Origin of the sequence: Vibrio sp. SCSIO 43132, assembly GCF_019904195.1 — a bacterium.
GTDB lineage: Bacteria > Pseudomonadota > Gammaproteobacteria > Enterobacterales > Vibrionaceae > Vibrio > Vibrio nigripulchritudo.
In genome coordinates this window covers 1,725,600-1,738,345 of sequence record NZ_CP063200.1, presented here as the reverse complement: position 1 = coordinate 1,738,345, position 12,746 = coordinate 1,725,600, and the positions used below count along the sequence as shown (strand labels likewise).

Annotated in this window: 9 protein-coding genes; 6 read left to right on the top strand and 3 right to left on the bottom strand. The window is 46.9% G+C overall.

What is annotated here, in order from left to right:
• Positions 1-11 precede the first annotated feature (11 nt).
• The 3 genes from INR79_RS26100 (at position 12) to INR79_RS26090 (ending at position 4,905) form a co-directional block, all read left to right on the top strand.
• The gene (locus tag INR79_RS26100) at positions 12-1,352 is read left to right on the top strand and encodes a sigma-54-dependent transcriptional regulator (RefSeq protein ID WP_022591295.1); all 1,341 of its coding nucleotides are present in this window, start codon (positions 12-14) and stop codon (positions 1,350-1,352) included.
• Between the two features lie 333 nt (positions 1,353-1,685).
• Positions 1,686-2,702, top strand: coding sequence for a TAXI family TRAP transporter solute-binding subunit (locus tag INR79_RS26095; RefSeq protein ID WP_004408729.1), 1,017 nt, complete (start codon positions 1,686-1,688; stop codon positions 2,700-2,702).
• An 85-nt stretch (positions 2,703-2,787) separates the two neighbouring features.
• Positions 2,788-4,905 carry a TRAP transporter permease gene (locus INR79_RS26090; protein ID WP_223097742.1) on the top strand — a complete coding sequence of 706 codons (2,118 nt, stop codon included), beginning with the start codon at positions 2,788-2,790 and terminating at the stop codon, positions 4,903-4,905.
• 37 nt (positions 4,906-4,942) lie between these two features.
• Here the strand turns inward: INR79_RS26090 and INR79_RS26085 are convergent, their stop codons facing one another.
• Complete coding sequence (locus INR79_RS26085; RefSeq protein WP_223097741.1) at positions 4,943-5,374, bottom strand: DUF2000 domain-containing protein; 432 nt, start codon at positions 5,372-5,374, stop codon at positions 4,943-4,945.
• A gap of 109 nt (positions 5,375-5,483) precedes the next feature.
• Here INR79_RS26085 and INR79_RS26080 point away from each other — a divergent pair, with 109 nt between their 5' ends.
• On the top strand, positions 5,484-5,927 hold the full coding sequence (locus INR79_RS26080; RefSeq protein ID WP_196767266.1) for an Lrp/AsnC family transcriptional regulator: 444 nt from the start codon (positions 5,484-5,486) through the stop codon (positions 5,925-5,927).
• A gap of 81 nt (positions 5,928-6,008) precedes the next feature.
• Here the strand turns inward: INR79_RS26080 and INR79_RS26075 are convergent, their stop codons facing one another.
• Positions 6,009-8,102, bottom strand: a complete 2,094-nt coding sequence (locus INR79_RS26075) for an ATP-binding protein (protein ID WP_223097740.1) — start codon at positions 8,100-8,102, stop codon at positions 6,009-6,011.
• 88 nt (positions 8,103-8,190) lie between these two features.
• On the opposite strand from INR79_RS26075, the gene lhgO reads away from it, so the two are divergent.
• Complete coding sequence (lhgO, locus tag INR79_RS26070; RefSeq protein WP_410482905.1) at positions 8,191-9,414, top strand: L-2-hydroxyglutarate oxidase; 1,224 nt, start codon at positions 8,191-8,193, stop codon at positions 9,412-9,414.
• A gap of 248 nt (positions 9,415-9,662) precedes the next feature.
• Here the strand turns inward: lhgO and INR79_RS26065 are convergent, their stop codons facing one another.
• Positions 9,663-11,534 carry a methyl-accepting chemotaxis protein gene (locus INR79_RS26065; protein ID WP_004408745.1) on the bottom strand — a complete coding sequence of 624 codons (1,872 nt, stop codon included), beginning with the start codon at positions 11,532-11,534 and terminating at the stop codon, positions 9,663-9,665.
• 495 nt (positions 11,535-12,029) lie between these two features.
• Here INR79_RS26065 and INR79_RS26060 point away from each other — a divergent pair, with 495 nt between their 5' ends.
• Positions 12,030-12,740, top strand: coding sequence for an SDR family oxidoreductase (locus tag INR79_RS26060; RefSeq protein ID WP_004408751.1), 711 nt, complete (start codon positions 12,030-12,032; stop codon positions 12,738-12,740).
• The last annotated feature ends 6 nt before the right edge of the window (positions 12,741-12,746 follow it).

The window sequence follows — 12,746 nt, the reverse complement described above, 5'->3', positions numbered from 1 at the left end:
AGGCAAGAAGAATGGATTCTCAAATCGTACTCATCGAAGACGATGATATCGTTCGTCAGGCGACTAGCCAATGGCTGCAACTGGCGGGCTTTTCGGTGACGGAGTTTGCCGATGGTACATCTGCATTAGAAGGGATCTCTCCCACTTTCACCGGTGTGATTGTCAGTGACGTCAGGCTGCCAGATTCCGATGGTCTGACTCTGATGAATGCCATTTTGAACCGAGTCCCTAATGTGCCAATTGTGTTGGTGACAGGGCATGGTGATGTGGACATGGCGGTGAAAGCGCTGCGAGAAGGAGCTTATGATTTTCTGGAAAAGCCTTTCGACCCAGACAGATTGATTGACACCGTCAGTGATGCCTTCTCCTCTTTGCAGGCGAAGAAAGAGAGTCAGCAGCGTCTCGATTATCTGGAGCAATTGGATGGGTTAGAGCAGATTCTGATTGGTCAGAGTGAAGTCATGGTGAACCTCCGACAGCAATTAGCCAAAATTGCAGCCATGGATACCAATGTAATCGTTTATGGTGAAACGGGGTGTGGTAAAGAACTGGTGGCGAACTGCCTTCACAAACTGAGCAGACGGAGCGTGCACCGGTTTGTTCCAATAAACTGCTCCGCCATTCCAGAAAACCTGTTCGAAAGTGAGTTGTTTGGGCATGAAGCCGGTGCCTTCACAGGGGCAGGAAAGCAGCGAATAGGAAAGCTGGAGTACGCTGACAAAGGCACTTTGTTTCTGGATGAAATAGAAAGTATGCCGCTTTCAATGCAGGTAAAAGTGCTCAGGACTCTGCAAGAACACACTGTCGAAAGGGTGGGAGCGAATCAGCCCATCAATATAGATCTGAGAGTTGTCGCTGCTGCTAAAGACAATCTGTTTGATCACCCAAATTTCCGACAAGATCTCTATTACCGCCTGAACGTTGCTCAACTGACTCTTCCCCCTCTCAGAGAACGAGATAAGGACGTTGTGCTTCTATTTGAGCATTACTCCCGTCAGGCAAATTCAAGCTGCAGACCAGCCACACTGAGCGACAAACAAACGCTGCTGAGTTATGGCTGGCCGGGCAATGTACGTGAACTTAAGAATGTGGCGACGCGTTTTGCACATGATGATCTGTCTGTTGCCGATATACTTTCTGAGTCAGCATCACTGAGCTCTGAGCCGGTCGTTAATACGCTTTCTCTGGCAACTCAGGTACACAATTTCGAAAGAAAAGTGATCGATAAATCGCTAAGAGAGCACAAAGGGAACATCACTCAGGTGATGGCAGAACTCGACCTTCCTCGCCGAACCCTTAATCAAAAAATGCAAAAGTACGGGTTAAGCCGACAAGATTATTTGGGTAAGTAATGGACTGCAAAAACACTCATTAAACTCCCCCAGACGCGCGAGTTTGAAATGAGCAAAATTTTGCCTATCACGGCAAGCTCTTCAGTTTAAAGGTCAAAATTTTGCTCCGAGGTCAGTTTTAACAAGGAATTTACAATTAATCGAATGAGCAAGATCTTGCTCATTCATTTCCTATCTAATCAGCACATTTTTGCTCATTTCTACTACTTAAAATTATTTAAATAAATAAAAACAAAGAGTTATGTTTTGGCATGTAAGTTGCCATGTAAGGAGAAACAACAATCTCACCAAATTGAATTTGAGTGAGTCAATAACCCTACATGGAGCGTAAACATGTTAAAAAACAAACTCGTGAAATCCCTTCTTCTTGCTTCGACACTTGCAGCTTCGGTAACCGGCGTTGCGAATGCAGCGGAAAATCGCAGCTACATACTGGCTACAGCATCCACTGGTGGTACTTATTACCCTGTTGGCGTAGCACTTGCGACGCTAAGTAAAATTAAGCTTGAACCCAAACATAAGTTTGCGCTTTCTGCCATCAGCTCTGCCGGGTCTGGTGAGAACGTAAAACTTCTGCGCGAAAACGAAGCTCAGTTTGCGATTCTGCAAGGGTTGTATGGTGCGTGGGCGTGGAATGGCGAAGGTAAAGTGAAACAGTCTGGTCCTCAGAAAAACCTGCGCTCTGTCACCATGTTGTGGCAAAACGTTGAGCACTTTGTAGTGCGTTCAAAATTCGCAAAAACAGGGACAGTAAGCGATCTTTCCGAGCTGAATGGCAAGAAATTTTCTATTGGTAAGAAAAACTCAGGGACTGAAGGTTCCGGTCGTCAGATCATGTCTGGCCTGAATGTGGACCCGGATAAATTCAATCTGGCTTACCTAGGTTATGGTGCGAGTGCAGATGCGCTGCAAAACGGTGCGATTGATGGCATGAACACTCCGGCAGGTGTACCAGTGAGCGCGGTGACTCGTGCCTATGCTGCTTTGGGTAATCAAATTCAAATCCTGAACTTTACCGATGAGCAAATCAAGGAAGCGAACAACGGGTATGAGCTTTGGACTCGCTTTGTGATTCCTGCGAACACCTATCCAGGTCAGGAAAAAGACATCAACACTATCGCACAACCTAACTTCTTAGCCGTACGCGATGACATCAGTGACGATGACGTGTATCTGCTGACTAAGACCATTTATGAAAACCTGACGTTCCTAAATGGCATTCACAAAGCAACAAAAGCGATGGCAATTGAAAAAGCGATTGCTGGCTTGCCTGTACCGCTTCACCCAGGTGCGGCGCGTTATTACAAAGAACAGGGCATCGCGATTCCTTCTCACCTCATCGTTCAATAATACCTGACTCAGGTTACTGTTCCCGAGCCGGTGTCCCCCCGCCCGGTTCGGGAATAGATTGTCTGCAGTACATGAGGAATACATCATGGAAGATAAAAAAGACGTCGATCTGGCGCAATTTGAGCTGCCCATTCGAACCGATTTTCCCTGGTTGACGACGTTGATTACCGCCGTAGGCATTGTGCTGGCGGGATTACATATTTGGTTTAATACACTGGCGACGTTACCCGAATTGTGGGTATCCGCGACACACTTTGCGGGTTTTTCCGTTGTCTGTGCCTTGCTCTATCCTGCCCGAAAAAGTTGGAAGAAAAGTCGTTTCGCGCTAGCAATAGACATGGTTGTCGCAGCGGCAGCAGTTTCCTGTCTTATCTACATTCCTCTGGCGGAAGATGCGCTCTATGACCGAGGGGTGAAATTTGTCACCTCCGATTGGGTGTTCTCCATCATCAGTATTGTGGTGGTGCTTGAAATCATCCGTCGTACCATTGGCTGGTTTATCCCAGTGCTTATTGTGATTTCCCTTACCTATGTGGTTTGGTGGGGTCAGTGGGTTCCGGGTGTGTTTCATTTTCCCGGTCTCAGCGCAGAAACACTGCTATATCGCAGTTTCTACTCTTCGGAAGGCATGTTCGGAACCATTTCCCGAATCAGCTGGAGCTACGTTTTCATGTTCATCCTGTTTGGAGCGTTTTTAGTTCGCTCGGGAGCAGGGGACTTCATTATCGACGTGTCTCGCGCTGCGGCGAACAAAGTCATCGGCGGACCGGGATTTGTCGCGGTAATGGGCTCTGGTCTGATGGGATCCGTATCGGGATCCAGTGTGGCGAACACGGTATCAACAGGGGTGATCACCATTCCGTTGATGCAGAGAGCAGGCTTTCCATCACGATTTGCAGCAGGGGTAGAAGCCGCAGCATCTACCGGCGGGCAGTTGATGCCTCCTGTTATGGGAGCGGGTGCGTTTATCATGGCTTCCTATACGCAGATTCCTTACGTCGATATTGTCGCAGTATCAATTGTGCCAGCAATGATCTACTTTCTGTCGGTAGCCTTCTTTGTTCGTATCGAAGCCAAGCGCAGTGGCGTTCATCAGGTCGATTCAAATAGCGAACCCGTTCTCAAAGTACTGGCAAGTGGGTGGCACTACCTGATTCCGCTGGTGGTACTGGTTTACTTGCTGGTATCGGGTTTCACGCCGACTTATGCCGCGGGAATTTCGATTGTGTCTGTGGTGGTTGCATCCTGGCTATCGCCGAACAAGATGGGCATAAAAGCCATATTCGAAGCGCTGGCACAAGGTTCGAGAAACATGGCGACAACGGCAGTACTACTCACGGGTATTGGTTTGGTTATCAACGTGATCAGTACAACTGGAGTAGGGAATACCTTCTCTCTGATGATCAATGAGTGGGCGAGTGGTTCACTGTTGATTATGTTGCTGCTGATCGCACTAGCCTCTCTAATTTTAGGGATGGGGCTTCCGGTAACTGCGGCATACATAGTGTTGGGTACGTTGTCCGCACCTGCGCTGTACAACCTGATTGCTCAGGACCAGCTTCTGGATATGCTGGCGTTGGGGCAGTTGCCAGAAGAAGCCAAAGCCATCTTTATGCTTGCGGCACCCGACCAACTAGCGGTACTCAATTCGCCTATGTCCGTCGAACAGGCACAAAGCCTGATTGCGTTAGTGCCCGCCGACTTCCTGCCTACTCTGTTAGAGCAGGCGATTGGCATGGAAAAAGTCGGGCTGGCTTTGCTTGCGGCGCATCTGATCATTTTCTGGCTATCGCAAGACAGTAACGTTACCCCGCCAGTATGTTTAACAGCTTTCGCCGCGGCGACTATAGCCAGAACTCCGCCTATGCGTACGGGTCTGACGGCGTGGAAAATTGCCAAAGGTTTGTACATTGTTCCGGTCATCATGGCTTATACCGCGTTAGTGAGTTGGGATCCGGTTGCGGTGATCACCATCGGCATATTCTCGGTATTTGGCGTATACGCACTGATAGCGGCATTAGAAGGTTACTTAGAATCAACACTAAGCTGGTGGATGAGAATACTGGTCGCAGCACTTGGTGTCGTCATGATGTGGCCTGAAATACCACTCGCGGTTCGTCTTGTAGCACTGGCATCGTTTGTCGCGCTGTTTTATCACAGCTATCGGGCTGAAAATAAATCGTATACATTGAAGACAGATTAAGAAGCAGGCGAAAGCCTGCTTTTTCATTGGAGGAAATCTATTTATACAGGCTAAATTTTTTGGTGATGGTATGAAGTTCTTCTGAGTTGCCAAACAAGCAGATGCCCAAATAGTTTAAATCTGACTCAGGCGTATCTTTGGTGCGCCTCTGCTGTTCATCTGAACCACCTTCAATCATGGTGTCGGTGAAATCAGTAAATGTAATATTGTTCTCTAACGCCCCCTCTCTTAACTTGCGTAGCTTGTTAGAATTGTCCGCTCTGAGAACAATAAAAGGGTAATGACTCATATTTGGATGAATATTGCCATCCTTATCCTCATAATCGACATAACATGCATTCCCTTTTTCTAATAGATCAGCAAGAGCGACACTCAAGTGCCCCAGAACATTGAGTGCTCTGCCAGTTTCCATCTTCTTGTTTAATACGGCGACAAAACGTTTTTGAGTGTCATTTGGTAAACCCGACAAATTGGCATCCTCTGTTAAGCAAATTATCTACATCATTATATTTTGAGATACACTGAATGTTCTTGCTTATATTGTTATTGAAGTTCACATGGAGCAATAAAATTTGAATATAGATAGAATTGGAGAAAGAATATTGCAAGAGCTCCACTTGGATGGACGAATCACTAATGCCGAGCTTGCAGCTAAAGTAGGGCTTTCACCGTCTGCTTGTTTAAGACGAGTACAGGAGCTGGAACGTACGGGTGTTATCAAAGGGTACAGGGTTTCTCTGGATAGCGAGCTCGTTGATCGAGGATTTATCGTCTACGTGAGTATTGGTCTCTCTACCCATACCAGAAGTGCACAAAAGGAGTTTGAAGATGCGATCGCTTTATCTTCAGAAGTGAGTGAATGCCACAATGTAACGGGTGAATTTGAGTACCTTTTACGTATCGAGACGAAAGATATAAAAGCTTACAAAGCGTTTCATGCAGATACTTTGGGTATTCTTCCTTATGTTGCCACGATAACGACGCATGTAGTGATGGACTCACCAAAAGATGAACGCTCTTAATGAGTTGGTGTGTATTTGAGTTTCCTTGTTCTATGCCGTTATTGCCAAGTGATATGTCTTTAAGGCAAGTAAAGAAAGGCTCTAATTCTCCTTCTTTAAACTCAAAGAAAACGTCATACCAGCACTCCAATCTGGTGTGGCATTTTTATTTTCTGCGTTTTGCCCTGAGTTGTTTCTAGCCCAGACCTTTCCCTGCATTTCTTTCATGCTGTTAGCCGATATTGCCAGCCCCAAGCCCAGGCCTTTTCCTACTTTTTTGCTTGTGTAGAAAGGTTCAAACATGTGAGTCAAAGCTTCATCGGACGAGCCCATACCGTTATCCATGATATGAAGTTCCACCCTGTCACCATTGGTTGTCCCCCAGATGGAAAGTTTAGGAGACTGTGTTTTATCCATGGCATCCACCGCATTTGAAATCAGATTCCCTATGACCAGAGTTAACCGGTGAGGATCTCCTAGTGCATAGGGTAGGTTGGGTTCCCAGTTCTGAACAACCTCAACTTTTTCCAGAGCATCTGCATGTAAGGTCAGCGCTTCTTCAGTCGCAGAGATTAACGAAACCGGGACCAATTCCTGAGAACGATTATAAGAGAAGGTTTTCAGCTCGGATGTCATCGCGGCCATTCGATCAATCAGGCTATCCACCAAGCTCATATTGGCTTTCAGCTGTTCGGTTTGGTTTCGTTCTATTAACAAACCACTGCTGGATAATAAGGTTCGGATTCCGGTCAAAGGCTGGTTCAGCTCATGAGTAATGGCACTTGACATTCTCCCGAGGGCTGCCATCTTACTGCTTTGAACCAGTTCATCCTGCGCAGCTTCCAGTTCGATGGTCCGTGCCCTGACTCGCTCTTCCAGTTCATGATTGACTTTTTGCAGTGCGTTTTCCGCTTTCTTTCTTTTGCTAATGTCGATCAGCGTGACCAGATACCCCGACTGCGCACCAAACGTGATGTAAGTCAGAGAGAACAGAACAGGGAAACGGGAACCATCACTTCGTTGCGCCATGACCTCAACCGCGCTTAATTCAGCGATGTCCTTGTGTTTAGAGAGATCTTTCAGCATCGACATAACGGTAGTGTTACCAACCATGGTTTCAAAAAGCTGCCACGCTTCCATGTTGGTTGCCAGTGGTTCGGAAAGACCAAAGTATCGCAGCGCCATAGGGTTGATGTATGCCACGCGTCCCTGTTCCGTCAGCATCAGAAGACCGACATCGGTTTTTGAGATTATCGAGCGTAGCTGTCGCTCTGAATCGGAAATCGCCTGCTGCAATGCTTCTCGGGAGCGGATTTTCTGTCGTCGCTCGATGGTGAGCAACACCACCACAACCACCAGCAACATTAAGATGGCAGCAATCAGGGTGACGGTATTTACCGTGTCATCCAGCTCTTTAATAGGCGTTAAATAGTGAATGTTCCATTTTAGGTCGTCGAGGTTAACGCTTTGAACCAGATAGGGGCTACGCTCAAAATCGACAAGATTCACTTCGGTGCCGTCGGGAAGCAGAAATGGGCGCAGAGACGGCATGCTGTCTTTGCCAAGCTGATTATTCAGAATCGATTGAGCGCTGGAGAGGAAAAAGCGTTTGTGCTGATCTGAGATCAAGAGGAACTCATTGTTGGCCAGCCATGATTCCGATAACGTTTCCAGATTGATTCTCGCGACGGCAATACCAATCAGTCCAGTACTGCCATAAATGGGGGCTGCCCGGTAGTACCTTGCCTGCCCCTGAGACAGGTAGCTCAAGGTAACGACCTCACCACCTAGTTGCTGCATCAAAGACTGAATGGCTAAACCATCCGATTCCCGCCATTGATAAACCGGGCTGCTGCTGGCCACTAAACTGGCTTTGGCATTCAACAGGTGCCAGCCACGGGTTTGCGAAGCCTTATCAAGCTGAGCAAGGTAGGTTTCCACCACGCCTGACTGTGTTGTATCGCCCTCTAGCAACGCGCGACTTGGTTCATGTTCAGCAATCAGATAGGGAAGAAAGTCGTATCTTGCCAGCGTTCTCCGTATATCCCCAACGTAGATCAGGAGCCGGTCTTGTCCATTCATGTGGGTGCGATCCAGCAACCAGCCTTTTGCTGTGTCTCGAACAAACAATAAGGTCAGGCTCATCGCCAGAATAACCAACAATATTACGGGTAGCTTTCGAAGGGGTCGTGACAACTTCTTGTCCTCTGTCACTAATTGAACAAGAGTTTAGCAAAAGTACTGTTGCTGGTAGCCAAGATGTAACAAAATTGTGAAACAAAACATGGCATTAAAAGTTAGGTGCATGCAATACGATTACGTGATTTTAGGTGGTGGCATTGTTGGAGTGTCTACCGCATGGCAGCTCAAACAACGCGAGCCAGAAGCGGACATCTTATTGATTGAGAAAGAGCAAAAACTGGCACAGCACCAGACGGGGCATAACAGTGGTGTTATTCATGCAGGCGTTTATTACGCGCCGGGCAGTCTGAAAGCGCAGTTTTGCCGAGAGGGTGTGGAAGCAACCAAATCTTTCTGCGCCAAACACGACATTCCGGTCGAAAACTGCGGAAAGTTACTGGTGGCGACAACCCCGCTGGAAGTGACCCGAATGGAAGCTCTGTTCGAACGATGTCAGACCAACGGTATTGACGTTGAAATGCTTAACCAGGAGGAGCTAAAAGTACGAGAGCCTAATATCACAGGCTTGGGCGCTATTTACGTTTCCACAACCAGTATTGTTAGCTATACCCAAGTCTGTAATGCCATGGCTGAAGAGTTTACAGCGATGGGGGGAGAGATTCGCTATGGCTCTGCGGTAACGGCTTTGGATGAAAACGCCGAAAGAGTCGAAGTAGAAATCAATCAGAAAGAACGCATCCAATCCTCATTTCTGATTGCCTGTTGTGGCCTAATGGCAGACAGAGTAGCGACATTGATGGATCTTCCCGTTGATTTCCAGATTGTTCCATTTCGCGGTGAATACTACCGACTGGCGCCGAAACACAATCAGGTGGTGAACCATCTGATTTATCCCATTCCGGATCCGGACCTGCCATTTCTCGGCGTCCACTTGACACGTATGATTGACGGCAGCGTAACGGTAGGTCCAAATGCGGTGCAAGGCTGGAAAAGGGAAGGGTATGGAAAGCTCAATTTTAGCGTGAAAGATACTTTGGAGATGGTTCAGTTCTCCGGTTTTTGGCGCGTGCTCGCTAAGCACTTTAAAACTGGTCTGGTTGAAACCCGAAACTCCTGGTGGAAGCCCGGATATCTGAAACTGGTGAACAAGTATTGCCCGAGTATTAAACTGGATGATCTGGAACCTTATCCGGCGGGTATACGGGCGCAGGCGGTATTGAAAGACGGCACCTTGGTACATGATTTTCTGTTTATAGAATCCAAGCGCAGTTTGCACGTGTGTAATGCGCCTTCTCCTGCAGCGACGTCTGCAATCCCTATCGGTAACTACATTTGTGACAAGGTGAGAAACCTCAACTCTGGATAACAGAACACCTTTCTAGCCGCAGTTTTTGCCGCTAACTGCGTTGAATTCACTTACAATAGGCTCGCTATTGACGCGTAAATTCGCCTTGTTATCAACAAAAACTTCAGTCTAGAAAGACCAAAAATAATAATTTTTAATTATTCAATAATTTATGATGTTTCTTATCCAAATCTGAGGTTTAAAACAAAAATGCCTGACGTGGGTCAGGCATTTTTCGGTAACCAGAGTCAAAAGACCCTTTAAAGCAATCAGACAATGAATTTACTCATCACCTCGTCCTGATCCCTTACATGTTGAGTCTGCAACGCCATCGCCTCGTTTGCCCCTTCAGCGGCGGTAGCTACCTGTTCAGACAAATCTTTGATGTTAATGGTGTTGTTGTTGATCTCTTCCGCCACCAGACTTTGTTCTTCAGCTGCTGATGCAATTTGAATATTCATGTCGCTGATCTGCTGAATTGCGCCACGGATACGCTCCAGAGCAATGTTCGCTTCCTGCGCTTTCTGAACGGTATCATCGGCAGTTTCTTTGCTTTGCCCCATGGCACTGGCAACCGCTGTTGCGCCAGACTGAAGCTGTTCAATCATGTTGCGGATTTCAGTTGTCGATTCCTGAGTACGTTGTGCCAGCGTACGAACTTCGTCTGCCACCACCGCAAACCCACGCCCAGATTCCCCTGCACGCGCCGCTTCAATCGCAGCATTCAATGCCAGCAAGTTGGTCTGGTCGGCGATGTCATTGATCACCTCCAGAATGGTTTCGATGTTCGAGGTTGCCGACTCAAGTTGTCTCACCTGTTCTACTGCTTCATCAATACGGGTCGACAGATCACTGATTGCCTGAGTGGTGTAACCCACTACTTTGGTTCCGTCTTCTGTTGCGCTATCCGCTTCTTTCGCAGCCGACGCAGCGCCCTGTGCATTGGTTGCAACGTCTGAAGAGGTTGTTGCCATTTCATTCATTGCAGTCGCCAGTTGCTCAAGTTCCTGCATCTGAGTGTTCATGGCAGTTGCGGAATCCTGAGCACCTTGCGCCGTTGTTTCCGTTACGCTACGAATGCTATCACTTATTTCTTTAGTCCGCTGAATGCGTTGCTGGAGTGTTTCAGCAAACGTGTTGAACCCAGATGCGAGCAGGGCAAATTCTGCATCGGTATTGGTGTCTAGCCTTTTGGTCAGATCCCCCTGACCACAAGCCATGTCCTGAATGGCGTCGTTTAATGAATCCAACGGACGCATAAGTACTTTGATTAGGAATAGCAGTGCAAAAATACTGATGACCAAAGCGACAAGGGTATAAACGATCGAATGATTACGCAGATCGGTCACCGCGGAGTAAGCGATGCTTTCATCCAGCATTACGCCCACATACCAGTCTTCACCCGGAATTTTAGAAAAATCTGTCGCATAGAGCTGACCTTCTAACTCTATCTCCTGAGTTTCTTCAGAAATAGACACATTGGGTAAGAAGGTATTCATTTGCTTACCGTTCTTGTCAACATCTGGGTGAGCAATGATGGTGCCGTCACCAGCCACAATAAACAGGAATCCAGCATTGAAGAGGTCAACTTTGTTCACTACCTCTGCCAAACCTGCAAGGCTTACATCGTAGAAGATAGCCCCGGCAAAGCTGCCGTTTTCGCGCACAGGCACAGCGATAGAAACCAGAATCTCGCCAGTTGCTGAGTCAGCGTATGGCGCAGTGATGATAAGTTTGCCTGCATTCTTGGCGTCGATGTACCAAGGGCGGCGTCTTGGATCCCAGTCTGAACCTGGGTTCCAGCCTGGGTCATTATTTACGTTAGAGCCGTCATTTTCATAACCCAGTCCTGCCAGCAAAAAGTTTTGTTTGATGCTTGCCTGACTGATAACGCCTTCAACATAGTCGCGATTACGCAGATCTGCCTGAAGCATGTCAGTGGCATACTGCGACAGTTCTTTTTTGCCTTTTATGTCTGCTGCGACCGTGTTTCGAACCCCGTCTACAATTTCACTCACGCTTTCGGTGACTTGATGCTCCAGCTCAGATTTCATAGAGAAATACTGCTGGGCAGTCAGAACGCTAAGAATGATCAACAGTAATATCGAAGAAGCAGCAACAACCTTATGGCTAAATTTCATAGTTATCCCTCTACCACTTCCAAACGAATTCGTTGCGTTTGGATAAAGTACTTTTAGATACCCACTACCTCAGAACAAGGTGGGTAAGAATATTATTATTAGTGGTTACTACCGAAACTGAGTTTTTAGTTAGTAACGAGTAGAGTATGACGTATATCTGTAAATATTTCTTACAAAATATTCACCTTATTTTGTGATTTTATGTCGATTGTTGAATTAATTCGTGATTCGAAAATTCATCGTTTTCTGACAGGCTCTCAAAGTTCAGGGAAAAGTTCACTAAATGACTTGAATTACAGGCACTTTTCGAAAACCCCATCTACGCTTAATTTATACCCTTGCGATCTGACTTGGCTTATTTAACCAATGAATCAGGTTGATTAAAGAATATATTTGGACGTTATATTACGGGCTGGGGGATGCGCTAAACAATACGTTCTTAGTTGAAACGTTAGATTTCAACAAGAGCGGAAATAATAAGAAAGGAGTCACGATATGGAACATGTGCTGATAATAGGTGGAACAAAAGGTATTGGTTTGGCTTTAGCAAAACAACTTGCTGAATCTAATCAATATCAGGTGACGATCACTGGGCGAAGTTTGAAATCCATCGAACAGGCTCAGGCAAAAATAGAAAACGGATTCGTCAATGGTCACTTTATGGAGCTATCCAACACAGAAAGTGTTCAGAAGCTCGCAGCACATATCGACCATATCGATCACTTGGTGTTAGTCGGAAGTGGCACCGTCGCATGGGGACCGATAGTTGCCACGTCTCTCAATGCCATTTCGAACGCTTTTGATGTTAAAGCGCTGGGCTATCTTCGGGTGATTCAGGCGATGGCTAAGAAGCTTTCCAAAGAAGGGTCGATAACGCTCTTTGGTGGTGTTGCCGGAAGAAAAGGTATGCTGGATACAGGCGGTGTTGCCATGGTCAACGGCGCATTACAGGCACTGACCAAAACGCTTGCTATTGAGCTTGCACCAAGGCGGGTTAATCTAATTTCCCCGGGTCTGACGGAAACCGATGCGTTTTCTAACATGCCAATGGATGTAAGAGACAGCATGTTCGATGTTGCCGCTAAAATGCTACCCGTCGGGCGAATAGGGAATGCCAATGAAATTGCCGCACTGACCCGTTCAGTAATGGAAAATGGGTTTATGACAGGTTCAATTATTGATGTAGACGGTGGGGCAAGCCTGTAGCTCACC